Origin of the sequence: Kocuria sp. CNJ-770 (assembly GCF_001942375.1) — a bacterium.
GTDB classification, from domain to species: Bacteria; Actinomycetota; Actinomycetes; order Actinomycetales; family Micrococcaceae; genus Kocuria; species Kocuria oceani.
Window position 1 is genome coordinate 1 of sequence record NZ_MKJW01000144.1, and the last position, 21933, is coordinate 21933.

Sequence of the window (21933 nt, forward strand, 5' to 3'; positions counted from 1 at the left end):
CGACCAGAACCCCTCGAGCGCCGCCGGTATTCCAGAGGGTCATTGTCGGCGTTCGTCCTGCTGACGGTGCGCCAACCGACTCGACGTCCCCTGGCAGACCCGAGGACGAGTCCCGGTGCGGGCGGACTGAGAGCGGTCGAGGTGGTGGGGGCGTCGCGGGGCTGTCAGTCGGTGGCCTCGAGCTGGAGGCCACCCCAGGGGACGGCGACGAGCCGCCCCGAGGCGCCGTAGGGATGAGAGCTGACGGTGGCAGCACCCTCGTTGGCCGAAGTGGTCGTCGAGACGGACCAGTCGTTGCGGATGCCCGTCAGAAGGCGGTGTACGAAGCTCATGATGGATCTCCTGGCGTTGTGATCTTTGGTGTCGTGCGGACAAGGACCGACGCCGCCCTGGTGCTGCCGAAGGTCCGCGCACCTGGAACCGAGTGGTACGCGAGGAGCGGTCGGCCATCAGGCGTGGACCGACTTCACATGGAAACAGAAGGGCGGGAACAAGGGATCTGCGAATAATGCAACGTTACGCGTAATGCGCAACTCGAGTGCATGGGAAAAGTGTCCGCAGGAGCCCTGCCCCCTGTCAAGGGATTTCCGAGAGAGTTACGAGATCCAGGTCACATCCCGCCGGGATGACGCCCGGCGGCGTCCGGGCCACCGAGCATGCCATCACTGCTGAAGCTGCTTCGGCGCGGTGAGGATCTGGGGTCCGTCGTCGGTGATGGCGATCGTGTGCTCACTGTGCGCTGCCCGGCAGCCCGTCGCGCTGCGCAGCGTCCACCCGTCGGCATCGGTGATGAGCTCCGCGGTGTCGGCCATGACCCACGGTTCCAGTGCCAGCAGCAGTCCCGGGCGCAACATGTAGCCGCGGCCGGGGCGCCCGGTGTTCGCCACGTGCGGGTCCTGGTGCATCGTCGAGCCGATGCCGTGGCCTCCGAACTCGGTGTTGATCGGGTATCCCGCCGCTCCGAGGACGGAGCCGATGGCGTAGGAGATGTCGCCGATCCGGGCGCCGGGGACGGCCGCGGCGATTCCTGCGCTCAGCGCGCGTTCGGTCGTCTCGATCAGCGCGAGGCTCTCCGAGGGGCGTGAGTCGCCCACGAGGAAGCTGATGGCCGAGTCCGCGGCCACTCCGTTGTGGATGACTGCAAGATCCAGGGTCAGCAGGTCCCCGTCGGCCAGTGAGTAGTCGTGGGGGCGCCCGTGGAGCACCGCGTCGTTGACGCCTGTGCAGATGTGGTGGCCGAAGGGCCCGCGCCCGAAGGGCGGTGCGTAGTCGACATAGCAGGACCGCGCTCCGGCTTCCCGGATCAGGGTCTTCGCCCACCGATCGATGTCGAGGAGGTTCGTCCCGACCGTGCTGCGGCGCTTGAGGGTCTCCAGGATGTCGGCGACCAGGGCGCCGGTGTCCCTCGCGCGGGCCACTTCGGTGGGGTGCAGGATCTCGATCATGGGGCGCCCTTCTCGTCCGACCAATAACTATCCCGGCCATATTATCCCGGTCATAGAATTGGGGGCATGGTCAGACTGCCGCTCACTCCCGCTGAGGTCGAACGCGGGCAACGCCTCGGTGCCCTGCTGCGTCGGGGCAGGGGGGAGCGGTCGATGCTCGAGACGGCGCTCGATGCTGGTGTCTCACCGGAGACCTTGCGGAAGATCGAGTCCGGTCGCGTCGCCACTCCTGCCTTTCCGACCATCGCCGCGATCGCCGGGGTCCTCGGTCTCTCTCTGGACGAGGTGTGGGTCGAGATCAACCGCCCCGCCGTCGAGGGCGGACCCGCCGGAACAGGTCGCACCACAGGGGCGCGACTGGCCTCGTGAGCCCCGGAGTCGCGGCTCCGTCGTCAGGTTCGACGGCAGGCGGCCCATCGGTGCGATGTCCGACCAAGCTCTCCATCAGTCGCCGGGGTCGTCGCGGTGAACGCTCCTGCTCCTAGAGAGCCTCTGCTTGGCGCGGTACGGGGGTGCCAGCTGGGGGGTCCACCGATCGACCGCCGACCAGCAGCAGGGGGCCACGCCGACGGCGATCGAGTTCGCCGGCCGCTGGCGGGAGATGCGGAAGGTGTCGTTCTCCTCGGCGACCAGTGCGGCCGACGGGACCGCCCGTCCGGCCGCCGGCGACGCGGTCACCGCGATCGCGAGGTGCACGGCCGAGGCCGGCGACCTCTCGCATATTGGTAACCGGGTGGTTACCATAAGTGTCGTGGACGTCTTCACGGCTCTGGGGGACCCGGTACGACGGGCCCTGCTGCGACGGCTGGCCGAAGGGCCGGCCCGGGTGGTGGACCTGGCGGCCGATCACGACATCAGCCGCCCGGCAGTCAGCAGGCACCTGAAGGTGCTCGGTGAGGCGGGCCTGGTTGCCGGGACCGATCAGGGTCGTGAACGCCACTACACCCTGGTCCCGTCCGCCCTGGAACCGGTCGCCGTCCTGCTCGCCGAGCTCAGCGGCCGGACGCCGCGGATCCCGGAGCACGTCCTGGACGCACTCGAGCTCGAGGTCCGCCGCACCCGCCGCGACCGGTCCGCCGACCGGCATGCCCGCACCGAGAGGAAGGACGCAGGATGACAACACCACAGGCCACCGGCCGGCCCGAGACCCGCCAGGACGGTGAGTGGATCGTGCTCACCCGCCACTTCGACGCCCCCATCGACGACGTGTGGGCCGCCGTCACGGACCCCGAACGCCTCGGCCGCTGGATCGGCACCTGGACCGGGAGTCCGTCCTCCGGCAGCGTCGTCTTCCGGATGACCGCCGAGGACGGCATGCCGGAGGAGGTGCACCACATCGAGGTCTGCGAGCCTCCGCGGCTGCTGCGCACCCGCGCACGCAGTGAGGGCCTGGACGGGCAGGAGCACGATTGGCGCGTGGAGATCCGGCTCACCGAAGACGGTGGCGGCACCACGCTGCATTTCGGCCAGCTTCTGCCCGAACCGGAGTGGGCGCACAGCATCGGCCCCGGCTGGGACTACTACCTGGACCGGCTCACAGCGGCCGAGACGGGCCAGGATGTCGCCGCCATCGATTTCGAGCGCGACTACTACCCCGCCTTGGTCCCGGTCTACCAGCAACGTTTCCCGGTCACGCCCCAGCGGCCGTAATCGGCCCACCGTGCTCACGGGCCCAGTCATGGGTCAAGGAGGGGCCGGTGGAGCAGCGGATCCGTGAGCACCTCGTAGTGCGCCACTGTGCATGGGGCTGTCGCAAGAAGGGTGCAAGAGGCGGCGAGCGCACCTGTGCCGCTTTGTGCAAGATCCGTCAACGGCGAACGGTGCTGCGGTGGAGGCTCCTAATCGGTCGGTGTGGTGGTGAGGATCTGCAGGGCTGCCCGCAGCTGATCGGCCAGCGCACGCGCCTGCTCGTCACCGAGGCGATCGGCCACGAAGGCCTGGCCGTCCACCCCGGCGGCCACGGCCTGGTCGATGGTCTCGAGCCCTGCGTCGGTGAGCTCGGCGTAGAGACAGCGCTTGTCGCTGGGGTGGGGCACCCGGTGGATCAGCCCCGCGTCGGTGAGCCGGGTGAGCCGGCCGGTCATGCCCCCGGTGGTGATCATCAACGACCGCGCCAGGTCCTTGGGCGCCAGCCGGTACGGTGCCCCGGACAGTCGGTAGATCCGTCCGAAGATCTCCATCGCCCGGGTGTCCAGCTCCGGTCGCTGCTGGGCCCACTGAGCCACGATCGCATCGACGTCGTCGCGCTCGGGCGGTCTTGTGCTGGTCATGGAACCATTATACCTTTCAACTAACTTACTACTATGCAATTGAGGGGGTGGGATGCCGTACGCGATGACCGACCGCGCCCGGGCCACCCTGCTCGGGGCGATCGCCCCCGTGGTGTGGGGCACGACCTACGCGGTCACCACCGAGCTGCTCCCGCCGGACCGGCCGATGACGGCGGCCCTGCTGCGGGCGGCACCGGCCGGGGTGCTCCTGCTGCTGCTGACCCGGCAGATCCCGCCCGCCGGGTGGTGGGGGAGGCTGGTGGTGCTGGCGGTGCTCAACATCGGGGCGTTCTTCCCGCTGCTGTTCCTCGGCGCCTACCGCCTTCCCGGCGGGCTGGCGGCGGTGGTGGGCTCGGCCCAGCCGCTGATCGTCGCGGCGGTGCTGCTGCTGGCCTTCCGGCAGTCCACCCCGGCCCGGCAGCTGCTCTGGGCGGTCCTGGCCGTGACCGGGGTGGGGTTGGCGGTGTTCGCCGGGCCGGTCACCGTGGACGCCCTCGGGATCACCGCCGCTCTTGCCGGCACGGCCTCCATGGCCACCGGGTGGTGCTGACCCGCCGATGGGGCCTGCCCCCGCGGATGAGCGGGCTGGCGGTGACCGGTTGGCAGCTGGTGCTCGGGGCCGTGGTGATCGCCCCGCTGGTGCCCGTGCTGGACACCGGGCCCTTCGTGCTGGACGGCCCGGCGATCGCCGGCTACACCTGGCTGGCCGTGCCCGGGACCACGATCGCCTACGCGGTGTGGTTCTCCGCCGGGCGCCGTCTGCCGGCCACCAGCACGGCGATGCTGGGGGCGCTCAGCCCCGTGGTGGCCGCCCTCGTCGGTTGGGTCTGGTTGGGACAGGCCCTGTCCGGGGTGCAGAGCGCCGGCTTCGCCCTGGCCCTGGTGGCCGCCCTGCTCGGGCAGACCGCCGCGCACCGGCCCGCCGGCACGCCGCGGCGACCCGGCGGCGAGCCGGCTGGATGCCCCGGGCGCGTGCCTGCTGCACCGTAGCGGTGGGAGTGCGTCGTGGGCGTGCCGGGCCGCGGCGACGCAGAGGTCCCCGCCCGAGCGGTCAGGAGGCGTAGATCCGCGACAGGAAGTCCGACAGCTCGGCCGTGGCGGTCAACGGCAGCACGTGGGCCACGTACTGGTCGGGCCGGACGAGCACCACGACGCCGTCGCGGCTCAGGCCGCGGGCCTCGAAGATGTCGTTGCCGGGGTCCACGCCCCACACCTTGTTGAGGTTGGAGATCCGGAACGGGCCGACCTGCGGGCGGAAGATCGACGGCGTCTGCATCAGCTCGACCTCCTCGTGCGGCTGCTGGTAGACGACGTGGAGGTCGAACAGCGCGTCCAGGTCCTGGCCCTCGGGGGTGAACCGGCGCACGGGCGACCCGGCGGAGTCCATCTGCTCCGCCCACGCCCGCAGCGCCGAGTCCGGTGCGGAGGACACGGCGGAGTCGGCGAAGGCGTAGATCCGCCAGCGGCCGTCGGCGACGTGCTGGTGGCCCAGGTACTTCGGGTTGGTGTCGCAGACCCGCTTGACCGGGTGGGCCTTGAAGCGCTTGCCCAGCGGGAAGCCGGTAGCCAGGTCCTGGTGCACGGCCTCGCCCCGGAGCAGGCTCACCGGGTACTCGGTCATGAAGCCGGCCGGGAACTCGGCGGTCTTCACGTAGAAGTCCTCCAGCGCGGTCTCGCTCTCGAGCTCCTCCGGCTTGGCGGCCATCATGGAGGACCACTCGCGGTCGAAGTCGATGAGGTCCTGGGCGATCTGCTGGCGCTCGGCGGTGTAGGTGGCCAGGAGCTTCTCCGGGGCCACCCCGCTCAGCACCTGACCCAGCTTCCAGCCGAGGTTGAAGGCGTCCTGGATGGAGACGTTCATGCCCTGGCCCGCCTTGGCGGAGTGCGTGTGGCACGCGTCGCCGGCGATGAACACGCGCGGGCTGCGCTGTCCGGCCTCCTCGACGGGGACGTCGTCGAAGCGGTCGGTCACCCGGTGGCCGACCTCGTAGACGCTCCACCAGGCGACGTCCTTCACGTCGATGCTGTAGGGCGAGACGATCTCGTTGGCCTGGCGGATGATCTCCGTCAGCGGGGTGGCGCACTTGGTGCGGATGTCCGGGAAGTCGGTCTCGGCCAGGACGTCCATGACGCCCCAGGCGTGGTAGGACACGGCGCCGACGTGCTGCGCGCCGATGTCCCGCCGGACCCTGGAGTGGGCGCCGTCGGCGCCCAGCACGTACTTGGCGCGCACGACGCGCTCCTCGCCGGGGCCCACCCCCGCCTCGGCGCTCTCGCCGGTGCGCTTCAGGGTGACGGCGACGGGATGCTCCCCCTCGCCGACCTCCAGCCTCACGAACTCCCAGCCCCAGTACGGCTCGGTCCGGGACGGTGCGTTCTTCGCGAAGCGGGCGAAGTAGTCCAGCACGCGCGCCTGGTTCACGATCAGGTGCGGGAACTCGCTGACGCCGGCCGGGTCGTCGACGGTCCGGGCGGTGCGGACGATGTGCTCCGGGTTCTGCGGGTCCGGCTTCCAGAAGTTCATCTCGGTGAGGTCGTAGGCCTCGGCGGTGATCTCCTCGGCGAAGCCGAACGCCTGGAAGGTCTCGACGCTGCGCGCCTGGATGCCGTCGGCCTGGCCGATCTCGAGGCGCTGCGGGCGGCGGTCGACCAGACAGGTCATGACGTCCGGGAAGCTCGCCAGCTGGGCGGTGGCGGTCATGCCGGCGGGGCCGGAGCCGACCACCAGCACGTCGATGACCTCCGGCAGGTCGGGGGAGCGGTCGACGCCCACACCGGCGGCGGGCTGGATCCGGGGGTCCGTGGACACGTAGCCGTGGTGGTGGAACAGCATGGGGCCTCCTGGCCGGTGAGAGGAAGAAACTCACGGTGTGTTCTATAATGGAACACGTCGTTCTTTTATCGAACTCTTGCCGGTGATCATATACGGTCCGTGATCGCCCTCACAAGACCCTGCGACCCCGCTCACGCTCCGGTGCAGTGGGAGCATGGTCATCCCGGGGACGAGACCCGCCGGGCCTCTCGGGCCGGCTCCGCGGTCCCGACATGGCACTCCGGCAGACCGCCCACGGAAAGGGGCCACGGTGAACACTTCGGGACGTCCTCCCGCCCAGGTGCCGGCGAGCAGGGCACCGGCCGCGCAGGCGACCGGGAGCACGCAGGGCCGGGCGGCCTCGTCGGCACCGCTCTCCCAGACCCTCTCCCGGGGGCTGCGCATGCTGGAGCTGGTGGTCGCGGCGGACGAGGCACCGACGATCGCCGACGTGGCCGCGCAGCTCGGCGTCCACCGGTCGATCGCCTACCGGATCCTGCGCACCCTGGAAAGCCACGGCCTGCTGACCCGGGACTCCACGGGCCGCCTGATCGGCGCCCCCGGGCTGGCGGTGCTCGCGCTGGGGGTGCAGCAGGACCTCCGGACCGTTGCCCTGCCGGAGCTGACCGCGCTGGCCAACGAACTGCAGATGAGCGCGTTCGTGGCGGTCTGGGGCCAGGAGGAGTGCGTCACGCTGGTGACGGTGGAGCCCTCGCGCGGCCACGCGGTCACCCAGCGCCCGGGCACCCGCCACCCGCTGGACCGCGGCGCCCCCGGGCTCGCCGTGCAGGCTGGCATGGACCCGGACGAGCTCAGCGAGCTGACGGGCGGGGTCCGCCCCCGCGCGGAGGTGGAGCAGGCCCGGGAGCGCGGATTCGCCGTCAGCAGCAACGAGGTGCTGGACGGCGTCTCCTCCGTGGCCGTTCCCCTCCGCGTGCCCGGCCACCTGCCGGCGTCACTGGCCGTCGTCTACGCCACCCGCCGGCTCGACGTCGAGGCCCTGGGCCGGCGGCTGGCGCACAGCGCCGAGCTGGTCGCCACCCGCCTCGGGCAGCGACCGGCCCCGTCGGATCAGTAGGATCCGCGCGGCGCCGTACCCGGCCCCTGCTCCTCGCCCGCAGGAGCGCACCAGGCGTCCGCGAGCGCCTCGGTCCCGCGGGCCAGCAGCGCGACGTCGGCGCCCACGTTGACGAAGTCGGCCCCGGCGTCGAGGTAGTCCTGGGCCTGGGACCGCGCGAAGGCGTTGACCCCCACGAACTTCCCCGACTGCCGCACGGCGGCGACGACGTCCTTGACGGCGGCCACCACGTCCGGGTGGGTCTGCTGGCCGATCAGGCCCATGGAGGCGGCGAGGTCCGAGGGACCGACGAAGACGCCGTCCACCCCGTCCACCGCGGCGATCTGCGCGGCGGATCCGACCGCGGCCGCGCTCTCGACCTGCACCACCAGGGTGACCAGCTCGGCGGCGCGGGAGAGGTAGTCGGGGACCCTGTTCCACCGGGCCGAGCGGGCGAGCGCCGAGCCCACCCCGCGGACCCCGCGCGGCGGGTAGTGCACGGCGCGCACGGCGGCCTCGGCGTCGGCCGCGCTGTTCACCATGGGCACCACCAGGGACTGCGCGCCCAGGTCCAGGTACTGCTTGACCAGGACCTCGTCCAGACCGGGGAGGCGGACCACCGGGATCGAGCCGTAGCCGGCCATGGCCCGCAACTGGGCCAGGATGGTCTCCAGGCCCAGCGGCGAGTGCTCGGCGTCGATCAGCAGATAGTCCAGGCCCGCAGAGGCGCAGATCTCGGTCACCGTGGGATCTCCCGAGCTGACGAACATGCCGGCCGCCGGCCGCCCGCCGCGCTCGGCGCGGGCCGCCTCGGTGAACAGGTCCTTGAGGCTCGGCTGGACCGCTAGACGAATCGGCATGTGATGGTCCCCAGTTCTCCGTAGTCGGCGTAGACGGTGTCCCCGGCGTGGACCCACATGGGCCGGGTGAACGAGCCGGCGAGGATGATCTCCCCGGCCTCCAGGCGATCCCCGTGTCCGGCGATGCGGTTGGCCAGCCAGTGCACCCCGTTGGCCGGGTGGTTCAGCACGCCGCAGGCCACCCCGGTCTCGATGACCTCCTCGTTGCGGAAGAGCGCACCGGCCACCCAGCGCAGGTCCACGGCGTCCGGGGCCACCGGGCGGCCGCCGATCACCATGGAGCCCAGGGCGGCGTTGTCCGAGATGGTGTCCGTGATGGTCCGGCCCTGCATCTCGATGCGGGAGTCGAGCACCTCCAGGGCCGGCACCACGTACTCGGTGGCGCGCAGCACGTCGAAGAGGCCCACCCCCGGTCCGGACAGGTCCTCCTTGAGCACGAAGGCCAGCTCCATCTCGATGCGCGGATGGGTGTACTTCGCCCACTCGTAGACGTGGCCGGACTCGACCACCTGGTCGTCGAAGACGATCCCGTAGTCGGGCTCGTCGATGCCGGTGGCGTCCTGCATGGCCTTGGAGGTCAGGCCGATCTTGTGGCCGACCTTGCGCCGGCCGGCCTCCTCCTGGCGCTGCGCCCAGATCCGCTGCACCGCGTAGGAGTCCTCGATCTCCATCTGCGGGTAGCGCTGGGTCAGCAGCGGCACCGGGGTGCGGTCCAGCCCGGCTCGGTGCAGCTCGTCGGCGATCGCCACGTGTGTGTCGTGGTCCAGCATGTGCTCTCCTGTCCTGTCCTGTGCTCTGCAGGTGCTCCGCCCGGGGGCCGACGACGGCCGGCGGGCTCCACCCAGGAGCCGACCGGCCGCCGTCGGCCCGGGGGGGCTCAGAGCTGGTTGCCGATCTTGAAGCCCTTGGCGGCCTCGCCCTTGTAGCTGCCCGAGTCGTCACCGGGGCGGGTGTAGGAGAAGCCGTCGGCGCCGATGGTGACCTCCATCTCGGAGTCGTCGGTGCGGGCGACGACATCCTTCGGGTTGCCGTCCAGGTCCAGCACCAGGGAGGCCTCGGTGTACCAGGACGGCACGACCGGGTTGCCCCACCAGTCGCGGCGCTGGTTGTCGTGCACGTCCCAGGTGACCACCGGGTTGTCCGGGTCGCCCGTGTAGTAGTCCTGGGTGTAGATCTCGATCCGGTGGCCGTCCGGGTCGAGGATGTACAGGTAGAACGCGTTGGAGACGCCGTGGCGGCCGGGCCCGCGCTCGATCAGGTCGGACATGCGCAGCGCGCCGAGCTTGTCGCAGATCGCCAGGATGTTGTGCTTCTCGTGCGTGGCGAAGGCGACGTGGTGCATGCGCGGCCCGTCGCCGCCGGTCATGGCGGTGTCGTGCACGGTCGGCTTGCGGCGCATCCAGGCCGCGTACACGGTGCCCTGCTCGTCCTGGATGTCCTCGGTGACGCGGAAGCCCAGGTCCTGCATGAACTTCGTGGCGCGCGGCACGTCCGGGGTGACCTGGTTGAAGTGGTCCAGCCGGACCAGGGCGCCCGGGGTGTAGAGGTCGTAGCGCCAGGCCAGGCGCTCGACGTGCTCGACGTCGTGGAAGAACTCGTACGGGAAGCCCAGCGGATCCTCCACGCGCACCGACTCGCCGATGCCCTTGGTGAAGCCCTCCGGGCGCCGCTCCACGCGGCAGCCCAGCTCCTCGTAGAAGGCCACCGCCCGGTCCAGGTCCTCCGGGGTGCGCACGCGGTAGGAGAAGGCGGCGACGGCGGCCACCGGGCCCTGCCGCAGCACCAGGTTGTGGTGGATGAACTCCTCCAGGGACCGCAGGTAGACGGCGTTCTCGTCCTCCTCGGTCACGGTCAGCCCGAGCACGTCCACGTAGAAGTCCCGCGAGCGCTTCAGGTCGGTGACCACGAGCTCCATGTAGGCGCAGCGCAGGATGTCCGGCGCCGGGGCGGAGGGTGTCGGGATGGGGTTGTCGGCGGCGATCGGGGCCTCCTGCGAGACGTAGAAGCCCGAGGACGTCATCGTCCGGTCGTCGAGGTGGGTCATGGTGGTGTCCTTGCTGTGAGAGGGGTCGGTGCCGGAGAGCGCGGGAGTTCAGGCCTGCAGGTTCTCGGCGGCCTGCTCCTGGCGGCCGAAGACCGGGTTGTGGACCTCGCCCAGGTTGATGTGCACGGCCTGCTGATCGGTGTAGAAGTCGATCGAGCGGTAGCCGCCCTCGTGGCCCAGGCCCGATGCCTTGACGCCGCCGAACGGGGTGCGCAGGTCGCGGACGTTGTTGGAGTTCAGCCAGACCATGCCGGCCTCGACGTTCTGGGCGAAGTTGTGGGCCCGCTTGAGGTCGTTGGTCCAGATGTAGGCCGCCAGGCCGTACCTGGTGTTGTTGGCCAGCGCCAGCGCCTCCTCGTCCGTGTCGAACGGGGTGATGGCCACGACCGGGCCGAAGATCTCCTCCTGGAAGATCCGGGCGTCCGGGGCCACGTCGGCGAAGACGGTCGGCCGGATGAAGTTGCCCTCCGGGTACTCCTCGGGACGGCCGCCGCCGGCGGTCAGGCGGGCCTCCTGCTTGCCGATCTCCACGTAGGACATGACCTTCTCGAAGTGCTCCGGGTGCACCAGGGCGCCCACCTCGGTGCTCTCGTCGTGCGGCAGGCCGACCCGCACGCGCTGGGCCTGGGCGGAGTAGCGCTCCACGAACTCGTCGTAGATGCCGCGCTGGACCAGGATGCGCGAGCCGGCGGTGCAGCGCTCGCCGTTGAGGGAGAAGACGCCGAAGATCGTCGCGTCGATGGCGGCGTCCAGGTCGGCGTCCTCGAAGACGACGGCCGGGGACTTGCCGCCCAGCTCCATGGACAGGCCCTTCAGGAACGGCGCGGCGTTGCCGAAGATGATCTGGCCGGTGCGGGACTCGCCGGTGAAGGAGATCAGCGGGACGTCCGGGTGCTTGACCAGGGAGTCGCCGGCGAAGCCCTCCTCGCCGTAGCCGTGCACGATGTTGAACACACCGGCCGGCAGGCGGCCTCCTCGAAGATGCCCGGCCACAGGGACGCGGACAGCGGGGTGAATTCGGCCGGCTTGAGCACCACGGTGTTGCCGGTGGCCAGCGCCGGGCCCAGCTTCCAGGACTCCAGCATGAACGGCGTGTTCCACGGGGTGATGAGCCCGGCCACGCCGATCGGCTTGCGGTTGACGTAGTTCACCTGGCGGCCGGGCACCTTGTACGTGTCGTCGGCCTGGGCGACGATCAGGTCCGCGAAGAAGCGGAAGTTCTCGGCGGCGCGGCGGGCCTGGCCGAGGGCCTGCTTGATCGGCAGGCCGGTGTCGAAGCACTCCAGCTCGGCGAGATCCTGACCGCGGGACTCCACGATGTCGGCGATCCTGTGCAGCACCCGGGAGCGCTCGCGCGGGAGCATGCCCGGCCACGGGCCGTTCTCGAAGGCGTCCTTGGCGGCGGCGACGGCGGCGTCGACGTCGGCGACCTTGCCGGAGGCGGCCTGGATGTAGGTCTGGTTGGTGACCGGGTCCAGCACGTCGAAGGTGTCGCCGTCGATCGAGTCGACGTGCTCACCGTTGATGTAGTGCTGGATCTTCTCCGGCAGGTGGGCCGGAACCCAGCGCTGTGCGGTGTCGGTGGTGGTCTCGGGGCTCATGGTGTGTCCTTTCGGCGTGCAGTGTCCTGGGGCGTGGTACGTGAGGCCAGGTAGGCGTCGAGCGTGTTGAGGCGGTGTGTCCGGGCGGCGGCCTCGACGGTGTCGAAGGGGGCGCCTTCGGCGATGAGGTCCAGCAAGTGGTCGTGCTCGTCCACGGAGGCACGGGCCCGGCCGGGGACGTACGCGAAGGTGGACGAGCGCAGGGCGGCCAGCCGGTTCCACCCCCGGTGCACCAGGTCGAGGATGTGGGCGTTCTGGTGGTGCTCGTAGAGCGTGGAGTGGAACTGCTTGTTCAGCGTGGTGAACTGCACCGGGTCGAACTCGTCCAGGATCCGGCGCATCTGCTCGTTGATCCCCCGGGCCCGTTCCAGCTCGGCGTCGGTGATCAGCGGCGCGCACTGGGCGGTGGAGAATCCCTCGACCAGGGCGAGGGTCTCCATGGTGTTCCGGTACTCCACGGGGTCGATGCCCACCACGGTGGCGCCGACGTTGCGCTGATAGGCCACCAGGCCGTCCTGCTGGAGCATGCGCACGGCCTCGCGGACCGGCACCACGGACATCCCGAGCTCGGCGGCCAGCTGCGCCAGCACGAGGCGGCTGCCCGGTGCGAAGCGGGCCTGCTGGATCCCCTCGAGGATGGCCTGGTAGGCCAGCTCCGACTTGGAGTGGAGGGCCTCGGTGCTCACGGGGCGTCCTGGCCGGCGCGCGACTGCCGGTGCTCCTGGTACCTGCGCTTCCACTCGGCGTTGGGCGGGAACAGCCCGTCCACCGGGTGGCCCTCGGCCACGCGGTCGTACACCCAGGCGTCCTGCTGCTCCTGCTCCCAGGCGTCGGTGATCACCTCGGTCAGCAGCTGCGGGGGGACGACCACGACGCCGTCGTCGTCGCCGATGACGATGTCGCCCGGCTGGACGGTGGTCCCGCCGCAGGCCACCGTCCCGCCGACCTCCCAGGGGATGTGGCGGCGGCCGAGCACGGCCGGGTGGACGCCGCTGGAGTAGACCTGGATGCCGACCTCGGCGACCGCGGCGGAGTCGCGGACGCCGCCGTCGGTGATCACGGCACTGGCGCCGCGCACCTGGGCGCGCAGGGCGAGGACGTCGCCGAGGGTGCCGGTGCCCTTCTCGCCGCGGGCCTCCATGACCACCACGTCGTCCGGCTGCACCGTGTCCATGGCGCGCTTCTGGGCGTTGAACCCGCCGCCGAAGGCCGTGAAGAGATCCTCCCGGTTGGGCACGTAGCGCAGCGTCTTGGCGTAGCCGAGGATGCGCCGGCCGGGGTGGGTGGGCCGCACGCCGTCGATCGTGGCGTTGTCGATGCCCCTCTTCCGCAGCTGTGCGGTGATGGTGGCCACCGCCGTCGCATTGATCGTGGCCTTCAGCTCATCGGTGAGCAGGGCGCGGTCCGGCCGCGGCTGGGACGGCACGTAGTGGTCGGACTCCTCCGCGCCGCCCCGATCGTCCCGGGCCTCCTGCGCCTCGGCCGGCGGCAGCCCGGCGGCCTCGCGCGAGCCCCACGCCTCCTCCCGCTGGGTGTCGTCCACCTGCGGCTGCGCCCCGTACGGGGCCATGGCGTGCTCGCCGGCCACCACGTGCGTGACCAGGCGGCCGCTGGAGGGCTGCCCGGGTGCCGCGGGCGCGTCCACCTCGACCTCGACGACGTCGCCCGGCTGGGCCACGGAGGAGCCGGCCGGGGTGCCGGTCAGGATGACGTCGCCCTCCTCCAGCGTCATCAGCTGGGACAGGTCCGCCACGAGCTGACCGAAGGAGAAGGCCAGCGCCTCGGTGGTGTCGTCCTGGACCAGCTCCCCGTTGACCCAGGTGCGGAGGCGGAGCGCGGCCGGGTCGAGCCCATCGGTCGGGATGACGTCCGGGCCCAGCGGGGTGTAGCCGTCCCCGGACTTGTTCTTGACGTTGGAGCCCTTGTCGGCATGACGCAGGTCGTACAGGCCCCAGTCGTTGGCGGCGGTGATGCCGGAGACCTTGGACCAGCCCTCCTCCGGGCGCACGCGGCGGCACGCCTGCCCGATGATCAGGGCGATCTCGCCCTCGTAGGCCAGCAGCTCGGTGCCGGCCGGGCGCTCGATCGTGTCGCCGGTCCGGGCGATGGAGGTGCCGGCCTTGAGGAAGTAGCCGGGGAACTTCGGGGAGCGGCCCCGCTGGGCGATGCGGGAGGGGTAGTTCAGGTGCAGGGCGATGACCTTCCCGGGGCGGTGCGCCCTGTCGGTGAAGTCAACGGGCCCGGTGGCCCCGCGAGGAGCCGGTGTCGTCTCTGCCATGCCGTCCTGCCTTCGTGGTCTTCGGAGTCGGTCCGGGTCCAGCACGTCCAGCGGTGTGTCCCAGGTCTCGTGATTCTGATCGTATATGATACGAAGTGCTCGGCGCTAGCCCCTCCGTGGAATTCCCCCGGGCTGCGTCGGCAAGCTTCTCCAGGGTCCGGGCCGCCGGCCGGCTGCAGCCTCGCCGGCGCGTCCAGGGCGGCGTCGAGGTCATCCAGCAGGAGGTCGGCGTGCTCGCGGGTGAAGACCGGCGCCATCGGCTGAGGGCGGAGTGCCGGGTTGCGGCGCCGGCATCCGGTCGACGATGTCGGACGGTCACGCACCGCTCGGTCCGCCGCATCCGGTGACCCTGGGCCGCCCGGCCGCACCTGCCCGGCGCTCAGGGGCGTTGCCCGTGGGCCGGCCCGTGCAGGGTCCTCGCCAGGTCCACCATCGCCTCGGCGCGCCGCGACGGGCGGACGTTGGAGTCCCACGCGAGGCAGACCCCCACCGGATGCGGACGTGGTTCCAGGGGGCGGGTCGTGAGGGGCCGGCCTCCCCAGGTGAGGCTGCTCGAGGGATGCTGGACGAGGATCGAGTACCCCAGGCCCCTGCCGACCAGGGATCGGGTGAGTTCGTAGTCGGTGGTGCGGAAGCGCACCTGTGGCGTGATGCCGGCGTGGTCGAAGAGCGTCATGGTGTTCTCCCGGCTCGGCGGCAGGTCCAGGAGGATGAAGGGCTCGGAGGCCAGGAGGTCCAAGGGCAGGGGCTGGTCCTCGTCCTGGGCCAGGCGGTGGTCGGCGGGGAGCACGACCTGCGGGGCGGCCTGGTACAGGCGGTGCACCTGGATGGTCGGTGGCAGGGCCACGTCGTAGACCACGGCCAGGTCGAGCTCGCCGCCGGCGAGCCGGTCCACGAGGTCGGCCTGGCTGCCGCTGACGAAGTCCAGGTCCACGCCGGGGTGCCGCTCGGTGTAGGCCGCCAGCAGCTCGGCCAGCACGGTGGGCGCCAAGGTGTGGTAGCTGCCCACCATGAGGGGGCCACGCAGATCGTCTCCGGTGTCCCGCGCGCGCGACTCCAGGTCCTCGGCCTCGTCCAGGAGGCTCCGGGCCCGGCGCAGCACGTCGTGCCCGCTGGTGGTGAGGGTGACGCCGTGCGCCCGCCGCCGGACCGTGAGCTGGGTGCGCAGCACGCGCTCCAGCTCGTCCACGGCGCCTGAGACCGCTGAGGGGGAGACGCGCAGCTGCTCTGCCGCAGCGGTGATGCTGCCGTGCTCGGCCACGGCGACGAAGCAGAGCAGCTGGCGCAAGGTGTAACCGACGAGCCGCACCCTCATCCCTTCCACGGTTTTTCTGAGGAATATAGACCGATCTTTGTCCTTTTCCCATGTTGTGCGCCGAGTCACACTGGGAAAAGTCCAGGTCCGGCCCGTTGTCGGTCCCAGCCTTCCGCGAAGGAGACCATCACGATGACGAGCACCGCCCCTGAAGCCGTTGACTGCCCCACCGCTGACTGGGTCACCATCCCCGACCTCTACCGTGACCCGTTCCCGATCTACCGGCGGATGCGCGCGGAGGCCCCGGTGCACTGGGTGCCGGCGGTCAACCGGTACATGGTGACCGACTACGCCGCCTGCCACACGATCGAGCAGGACGCCGAACGCTTCAGCGCCGACGAGACCGATTCGCTGATGAAGCGCTCGATGGGGCACTCGATGCTGCGCAAGGACGACCCCGAGCACAAGGTGGACCGGGACTCCTACGGCGCCACCCTGCGGCCGAAGACCATCAAGCAGCACTGGAACGCGATCTTCGCCACCAACAACCGCACCTACCTGGACGAGCTGAAGGCCAAGGGCCCCGGGGCAGACTTCGTGTGGGACTACGCCGCCCCCTACGCGGCGGAGAACCTCCGGCTGATCTGCGGGTTCCACAACGCCACGCAGCAGGACCTGCAGCGCTGGAGCCAGACCATGATCGACGGCACCGGCAACTACGCCGACGACCCGGAGGTCTGGGCCAGGAGCGAGACGTCCTCCGCGGAGGTCGACGCGGCCATCGACGAGATGCTGCCCCACCTGGCGCAGAACCCCGATCACAGCCTGCTCTCCGGGCTGTCCTCGATGCCGATCCCGCTGGAGGCGATCCGCGCCAACCTGAAGATGACCATCGGCGGGGGCCTCAACGAACCGCGCGACGTGCTCTCGACCATCGTCTGGGCGCTGCTGACCCACCCCGAGCAGCTGCACAAGGTCCAGCAGGATCCTGCCCTGCACCTGGCCGCGTTCGAGGAGTCCGTGCGCTGGGTCGCCCCGATCGGCATGTACCCCCGCCAGGTCGTGGCCGACACCGTCCTGGAAGGGGTCCGGCTGCCCGCCGGGGCCCGTCTGGGCGTGGTCATCGGGGCGGCCAACCGCGACCCGAGGATCTGGGACGATCCCGAGACCTTCGACGTCTTCCGCCCCAAGCGCCCGCACCTGGCCTTCGGCGGCGGCGCCCACTTCTGCGCCGGCACCTGGGTCGCCCGGGCCTCCGTCGCCCAGATCGCCATGCCCGCCGTGCTCGCCGAGCTGCCCGGCCTGCGCCTGGACCCACAGGACCCGCCGGTGGACGCCGGCTGGGTCTTCCGCGGCATGGTCCACATGCCCGTCCACTGGGACTGACCCCACCCGCGCCGCCCCGCACATCCCCGATCCGCACACCTTGTGATCCGTTCACCGATCGATCCGCACCAGGAGTTCCCATGCCCACGATCACCTACCACCAGCCCAGCGGGGCGGCCCGCACCCTCACCGTCGAGGAGGGCACCTCGGTCATGCGCGCCGCAGTCGTCGCGGGCGTGCCCGGCATCGTCGGGGAGTGCGGCGGCCAGGCCATGTGCGCCACCTGCCACGTCTACCTCCGCCCCGGCGCCGAGGAGCTTCCGCCGATCGGTGAGGACGAGGACGAGATGCTCGACTGCACGGTGGCCGAGCGCACCGACCGGTCCCGGCTGGGCTGCCAGGTGACCACCGGCGGCCGGCTGCAGGACCTCGAGGTCGACGTTCCCGCCGAGCAGGTGTGACCATGAACGCCGAGCACAGCCGGCCCGGGGTCGTCGTCGTCGGCGGCGGCCACGCCGGGATGCAGGCCGCCGAGTCCCTGCGTACCGAGGGCTACGAGGGCCCCGTCACGGTGGTCGTCGACGATCCCCACCCGCCCTACCAGCGGCCGCCCCTGTCCAAGGACTACCTCGGCGGTCAGGACGCAGCACCCCTGCCCCTGCGCGGCCCCCGCTTCGCCGAGGAGCACCGCATCCACCTGCGCACCGGCGTGAGCGCCACCGGGATCGACCGGCAACGGCGCACCGTCCACCTCGACACCGGCGAGGAGGTGCCCTACACGCACCTGGTCCTGGCCACCGGTGCCGCCAACCGGCGGCTCACCTGCCTGGGTGCGGAGCTGGACGGTGTCCACGGCCTGCGCACCCTGGCCGACGCCCAGCGGCTGAACGCCGAGCTGGCCGCAGCCCGCCGGGTCGTGGTCGTCGGGGCCGGGTTCATCGGCCTCGAGTTCGCCGCCGGCGCCCGGGCCCGCGGACTGGCGGTCACCGTCCTGGAGTTCGCGCCACGGCCGATGGGCCGGGCCGTCAGCCCCGTCACCGGGGACTGGTTCGCCCAGGCCCACATCGCCTCGGGCGTCGACCTGCGCCTGGGCGAGGGCATCGACCGGTGCGAGGGCACCGGCCGCGTCGAAGCCGTCGTGTCGACCACCGGGGACCGGTATCCCGCCGACCTGGTCGTGGTCGGCATCGGCGTAGCACCCAACACCGCACTGGCCGGGGACGCGGGGCTGGAGGTCGACAACGGCGTCGTCGTCGACGCGTCGCTGCGCACCTCCGACCCGGCGGTGCTCGCCGTCGGGGACTGCGCCAGCTTCCCCAGCGTGCACGCCGGCGTCCGCAGCCGGCTGGAGTCGGTGCAGAACGCCACCGATCAAGCCCGCCACGCCGCCCGCACCATCCTGGGCCGCAGCGCCGACTACACCGACCTGCCGTGGTTCTGGAGCCAGCAGGGACCGTGGAAGCTGCAGATCGCCGGGCTGTACCGGGCCGGTGACCACACCGTGGTGCGCGGAGACCCCACCGCCGGGAAGTTCTCCGTCTACTGCTTCCGCGACGGCGCCCTGGTCGCCGTGGAGTCGGTCAACCGCCCCGCCGACCACATGGCGGCGCGCAAGCTCATCGACGGGCGGATGCCGCTGACGCCCGCGCAGGCCGCCGATCCCGCCCTTGATCTCAGAGCCGTCGCCCACGCCGCCACGATCGCGGCCTAGAACCGGCCCGGCCAGCCCAGAAACGAGACCCGCACCATGCCCGAGAACCCCAGCCGTGACGCCGGCGCCAACCAGCGGCGCGTCGTCGCCGCCACCATCGTGGGCACCACGATCGAGTGGTACGACTTCTTCATCTACGCCACGGCCGCCGGACTGGTCTTCGCCCAGCTGTTCTTCGAACCGGCCGGGGCCCAGATCGCGCTGCTCCTGGCCTTCGCCTCCGTCGGCATCTCCTTCCTCTTCCGCCCCCTCGGGGCCTTCCTGGCCGGCCATTTCGGTGACAGGATCGGCCGCCGGGCCATCCTGGTCATCACCCTGCTCCTGATGGGCGGGGCCACCTCGGCCATCGGGCTCCTGCCCACCTACGAGACCGCCGGTGTGGCCGCCCCGATCATCCTGCTGCTGCTGCGGATCCTCCAGGGTGTGTTGGCCGGCGGCGAATGGGGAGGCGCCGTGCTGATGGCCGTCGAGCACGCCCCGGCCCGCCGGCGCGGACTCATGGGGGCCTGTCCCCAGATCGGCGTGCCGCTGGGGATGCTGCTCGCCTCCGGCGTCATGGCCCTGATGACGGGGTGGATCGCACCGGGCGAAGCATTCCTCGCCTGGGGCTGGCGGGTGCCGTTCCTGCTGAGCATCGTGATGATCGCCGTCGGCTACTTCGTCCGCCGCTCCGTGGACGAGTCCCCCGTCTTCGAGCAGATCGCCGTCCGCAAGCAGCAGACCAGAGTGCCGATAGCCGAGCTGTTCCGCAAGCACTGGATCCTGGTCCTCCTCGCCGCCCTGGTCTTCGCCGGCAACAACGCCGCCGGCTACATGACCACCGGCGGGTTCATCACCAGCTACGCCACCGACCCGAGCGGACCGGTGGGGCTGGATCGCACCCCGGTGCTGCTGGCGGTGACCGCCAGCGCGGCGCTGTGGCTGGTCTTCACCCTGCTCGGAGGGTGGCTGTCCGACCGGATCGGACGCCGCAGCACCTACTTCGTCGGCTACGGATGCCTGATCCTGGCGACGTTCCCGCTGTTCGCCCTGGTCGACACGGGCCGGATCGAGACGCTCTTCCTCGGGCTGGCGCTCTTCACCGTCGGGTTGGGCCTGACCTACGGCCCCCAGGCCGCGTGGTACTCGGAGATCTTCCCCGCCCCGGTCCGCTTCTCCGGGGTGTCGATCTCCTACGCCCTGGGCGCGATCCTCGGTGGGGCCTTCTCCCCGCTCATCGCCCAGGCGCTGGTCCAGGCCACCGGCGGAACCACCGCGGTCGCCGTCTACCTCATCGGCATGGCCGCCCTCGGCATCCTGGCCACCAGCCTGCTCCGCGATCGCAGGGGCATCGACCTGGGCATCGACAACCAGGCAGCCCAGGAGCAGGGAGCCACGATCCTGGAGCGTGCGCGACCCTCCGCGGACCGGGCGGACGTGCCGGCCGTCCGGTGAGGCCGCGGGCCACGGTGGGGCGGTTCGGAGCACCCGGTCCGTCCCACCGCCGTCGGCCGCCGTCGACGCCACGGACCGAGGGCCCCGCCATTCCACGGTGCAGGAACATCCCGGGTGCCGCATCCGGGAGGCCGCCCGGGGTCAGGCTGTACCGGTGCTGTCCCGCCGCCGGTGGCGCAGGTCGACGACGCCCACGGCGAGAGCGCAGAGGATGATGAGCCCGATCAGCCCGAAACCGGCGGTGATGGCCTGGGCCCAGTCCGAGCGGGGCAGCACGGTGAAGGACACCGCGGTGATGACGGCGATGCCGATGGAGGTGCCGATGCGCTGACCCGTCTGCATGATGCCGCCGGAGCTGCCGGCGTACTCCAGGGGGACCTCGGCCAGGGTGAGGGTCTGGTTGGGGCTCACCACCGCGCCCTGTCCCATCCCGACGAAGGCAAGGGTGGCCAGCAGCCACCACTCACTGCCGATCCCGTGGTCCTGCAGCTCGATGACGAGCACGCTCAGCGCGAGGCCGAGCAGCACGCTGAGCATCCCGCCCACCACGACCTTCCGGCCGAGCCGGAGCACGTGACGGCCGGCCCAGTTCGCCGCCAGGGCGCTGGCGAGGGCGTTGGGCAGCCCGATCAGCCCGCTCTCCAGCGCGGTGTGCCCCAGCCCCTGCTGCATGTACAGGGCCAGGAGCACCCACACACTGGTGACGCCGAGGAAGTAGAGGCCGATCAGGGTCGAGCCGTAGGAGAAGCTGCGGACCCGGAAGATCGCCAGATCGACCATCGGACTGTGCCCGCCGGCCTTGTACCGGCGCTCCCAGCGCACCCACACCAGCAGGAGCGCGGCACCGACCGGCAGCAGCGCCCACCACCAGGCCGAGACCGCGGCCCTCGCCTCGATGAACGGCAGCAGCAGGGCCAGGACTGCCAGCCCCAGCAGGAGGGCCCCCACGGGGTCCAGCTCGGACAGCGCCTTTCCCGCCGTGCGTCCGCGGGGAGGCTTCAGCAGCGGCCGCGGGAACCACGCCAACGCCAGGGCCAGGGCGAGCAGGCCCACCGGCACGTTGACGAAGAACATCCAGCGCCATCCGTCGGCAGTCCCGCCCAGGTGGATGAGCAGGCCGCCGAGCAGCGGCCCGACTCCCACGGAGATGCCCACCATGCTGCCGAACATGCCGAAGGCCCTGCCCCGCTCCGGCCCGCGGAAGTACTGCTGGATCATCCCCACACCCTGCGGATTGAGCAACCCCGAGCCGAGGCCCTGGACGAACCGGGCGACGGTGAGCACCACCGGGTCGCCGGCGAACCCGGCCGCCAGCGAGGCGAGGGTGAAGATGACGACACCGAGGATGAACAGGAAGCCGCGGCCGAAGATGTCCCCGGCTCGACCTGCTGCCACCAGCACCACCCCGAAGGTGAGCGCGTACCCGGAGAGCACCCACTGGATCTGGGCCTGACTGGCTCCCAGACCCTGTTGGATCGACGGCAGGCCGACATTGACGATGCTCACCCCCACCAATGACATGAAGACGGCCACGAGCAGCACCGCCAGGACGCGCCACCGATCCGGACCGGGCTCGGCCGCGCCCCGCGCCTCGTGCCCTGAGCGCATGCGCTGGGTCGACGTTCCCTGGGCCGATGTTTTCTGGGCCGATGTTCCCTGGGTGGCAGTCCCTGCCGGCCTGTCGGCAGGACACCCGATCGCGTCGGCAGCAGCGTCCGCATCGGAGCGCGAGCGAGGGTCCATGCCGCAACCACAGTCCTTCCGGGGGTACTCCACTCAGCAGGGGGTCTGCCCAGCGTAGACCCGCGGCCGGAACCTGCAGTCCGGCGTACCGCGCCAC

21 protein-coding genes and 1 pseudogene are annotated in these 21933 nt (G+C 71.2%); 10 read left to right on the top strand and 12 right to left on the bottom strand.

What is annotated here, in order from left to right; translation table 11 throughout:
• Positions 1 to 164 precede the first annotated feature (164 nt).
• A complete protein-coding gene (locus BJF77_RS20680; RefSeq protein ID WP_158041307.1) occupies positions 165 to 332 on the bottom strand; it encodes a hypothetical protein in 168 nt (55 codons plus the stop codon).
• A 330-nt stretch (positions 333 to 662) separates the two neighbouring features.
• Complete coding sequence (gene map / locus BJF77_RS17025) at positions 663 to 1445, bottom strand: type I methionyl aminopeptidase (RefSeq protein ID WP_075872910.1); 783 nt, start codon at positions 1443 to 1445, stop codon at positions 663 to 665.
• A 66-nt stretch (positions 1446 to 1511) separates the two neighbouring features.
• On the opposite strand from map, the gene BJF77_RS17030 reads away from it, so the two are divergent.
• The 3 genes from BJF77_RS17030 (at position 1512) to BJF77_RS17040 (ending at position 3095) form a co-directional block, all read left to right on the top strand.
• Entirely contained in the window at positions 1512 to 1814 is a 303-nt protein-coding gene (locus tag BJF77_RS17030) for a helix-turn-helix domain-containing protein (RefSeq protein ID WP_047802574.1), read from the top strand.
• Between the two features lie 127 nt (positions 1815 to 1941).
• A complete protein-coding gene (locus BJF77_RS22180; RefSeq protein ID WP_255396338.1) occupies positions 1942 to 2562 on the top strand; it encodes a helix-turn-helix transcriptional regulator in 621 nt (206 codons plus the stop codon).
• On the top strand, positions 2559 to 3095 hold the full coding sequence (locus BJF77_RS17040) for an SRPBCC family protein (RefSeq protein ID WP_075872911.1): 537 nt from the start codon (positions 2559 to 2561) through the stop codon (positions 3093 to 3095). The genes BJF77_RS22180 and BJF77_RS17040 overlap by 4 nt, the downstream gene beginning before the upstream one ends.
• 188 nt (positions 3096 to 3283) lie before the next feature.
• Here BJF77_RS17040 and BJF77_RS17045 read toward each other — a convergent pair whose 3' ends face one another.
• Positions 3284 to 3715 (bottom strand): MarR family winged helix-turn-helix transcriptional regulator, encoded by a 432-nt coding sequence (locus tag BJF77_RS17045; RefSeq protein WP_075872912.1) that lies wholly within the window; start codon positions 3713 to 3715, stop codon positions 3284 to 3286.
• 52 nt (positions 3716 to 3767) lie between these two features.
• Between BJF77_RS17045 and BJF77_RS22185 the strand changes: the two genes are divergently transcribed.
• A complete protein-coding gene (locus BJF77_RS22185) occupies positions 3768 to 4265 on the top strand; it encodes a DMT family transporter (protein ID WP_075872913.1) in 498 nt (165 codons plus the stop codon).
• A complete protein-coding gene (locus tag BJF77_RS22190; RefSeq protein ID WP_255396339.1) occupies positions 4259 to 4705 on the top strand; it encodes an EamA family transporter in 447 nt (148 codons plus the stop codon). The genes BJF77_RS22185 and BJF77_RS22190 overlap by 7 nt, the downstream gene beginning before the upstream one ends.
• A 61-nt stretch (positions 4706 to 4766) precedes the next feature.
• Here BJF77_RS22190 and BJF77_RS17060 read toward each other — a convergent pair whose 3' ends face one another.
• Positions 4767 to 6548 (bottom strand): FAD-dependent monooxygenase, encoded by a 1782-nt coding sequence (locus BJF77_RS17060; protein WP_075872915.1) that lies wholly within the window; start codon positions 6546 to 6548, stop codon positions 4767 to 4769.
• A 280-nt stretch (positions 6549 to 6828) separates the two neighbouring features.
• Here BJF77_RS17060 and BJF77_RS17065 point away from each other — a divergent pair, with 280 nt between their 5' ends.
• Positions 6829 to 7605 (top strand): IclR family transcriptional regulator, encoded by a 777-nt coding sequence (locus tag BJF77_RS17065; protein ID WP_047802580.1) that lies wholly within the window; start codon positions 6829 to 6831, stop codon positions 7603 to 7605.
• On the opposite strand, the gene BJF77_RS17070 is transcribed toward BJF77_RS17065, so the two are convergent.
• The 7 genes and pseudogenes from BJF77_RS17070 to BJF77_RS17100 all read right to left on the bottom strand — a co-directional run bounded on the left by BJF77_RS17070 (position 7599) and on the right by BJF77_RS17100 (position 15676).
• The gene (locus BJF77_RS17070) at positions 7599 to 8444 is read right to left on the bottom strand and encodes an HpcH/HpaI aldolase/citrate lyase family protein (RefSeq protein WP_075872916.1); all 846 of its coding nucleotides are present in this window, start codon (positions 8442 to 8444) and stop codon (positions 7599 to 7601) included. The genes BJF77_RS17065 and BJF77_RS17070 overlap by 7 nt on opposite strands.
• The gene (locus BJF77_RS17075; protein ID WP_075872917.1) at positions 8429 to 9214 is read right to left on the bottom strand and encodes a fumarylacetoacetate hydrolase family protein; all 786 of its coding nucleotides are present in this window, start codon (positions 9212 to 9214) and stop codon (positions 8429 to 8431) included. The genes BJF77_RS17070 and BJF77_RS17075 overlap by 16 nt, the downstream gene beginning before the upstream one ends.
• Before the next feature lie 107 nt (positions 9215 to 9321).
• Entirely contained in the window at positions 9322 to 10488 is a 1167-nt protein-coding gene (gene hpaD, locus BJF77_RS17080) for a 3,4-dihydroxyphenylacetate 2,3-dioxygenase (RefSeq protein WP_075872918.1), read from the bottom strand.
• Positions 10489 to 10536: 48 nt separating this feature from the next.
• Positions 10537 to 12089: pseudogene (hpaE, locus tag BJF77_RS17085) on the bottom strand (5-carboxymethyl-2-hydroxymuconate semialdehyde dehydrogenase).
• Positions 12086 to 12775 carry a GntR family transcriptional regulator gene (locus tag BJF77_RS17090; RefSeq protein ID WP_075872919.1) on the bottom strand — a complete coding sequence of 230 codons (690 nt, stop codon included), beginning with the start codon at positions 12773 to 12775 and terminating at the stop codon, positions 12086 to 12088. Before BJF77_RS17090 ends, hpaE begins: the two are co-directional and overlap by 4 nt.
• On the bottom strand, positions 12772 to 14367 hold the full coding sequence (locus tag BJF77_RS17095; RefSeq protein ID WP_075872920.1) for a fumarylacetoacetate hydrolase family protein: 1596 nt from the start codon (positions 14365 to 14367) through the stop codon (positions 12772 to 12774). Before BJF77_RS17095 ends, BJF77_RS17090 begins: the two co-directional genes overlap by 4 nt.
• Positions 14368 to 14746: 379 nt before the next feature.
• Entirely contained in the window at positions 14747 to 15676 is a 930-nt protein-coding gene (locus BJF77_RS17100; protein ID WP_238985990.1) for a LysR substrate-binding domain-containing protein, read from the bottom strand.
• 138 nt (positions 15677 to 15814) lie between these two features.
• Here BJF77_RS17100 and BJF77_RS17105 point away from each other — a divergent pair, with 138 nt between their 5' ends.
• From BJF77_RS17105 to BJF77_RS17120, 4 genes are all read left to right on the top strand, one after another.
• Positions 15815 to 17008, top strand: coding sequence for a cytochrome P450 (locus BJF77_RS17105; RefSeq protein ID WP_075872921.1), 1194 nt, complete (start codon positions 15815 to 15817; stop codon positions 17006 to 17008).
• An 80-nt stretch (positions 17009 to 17088) separates the two neighbouring features.
• A complete protein-coding gene (locus BJF77_RS17110; protein WP_075872922.1) occupies positions 17089 to 17409 on the top strand; it encodes a 2Fe-2S iron-sulfur cluster-binding protein in 321 nt (106 codons plus the stop codon).
• Positions 17410 to 17411: 2 nt separating this feature from the next.
• Positions 17412 to 18659, top strand: a complete 1248-nt coding sequence (locus BJF77_RS17115; protein WP_075872923.1) for an NAD(P)/FAD-dependent oxidoreductase — start codon at positions 17412 to 17414, stop codon at positions 18657 to 18659.
• 36 nt (positions 18660 to 18695) lie between these two features.
• Positions 18696 to 20093, top strand: a complete 1398-nt coding sequence (locus BJF77_RS17120; RefSeq protein ID WP_075872924.1) for an MFS transporter — start codon at positions 18696 to 18698, stop codon at positions 20091 to 20093.
• A gap of 141 nt (positions 20094 to 20234) precedes the next feature.
• On the opposite strand, the gene BJF77_RS17125 is transcribed toward BJF77_RS17120, so the two are convergent.
• Positions 20235 to 21701, bottom strand: a complete 1467-nt coding sequence (locus tag BJF77_RS17125; protein WP_075872925.1) for an MFS transporter — start codon at positions 21699 to 21701, stop codon at positions 20235 to 20237.
• Positions 21702 to 21933 lie beyond the last annotated feature (232 nt).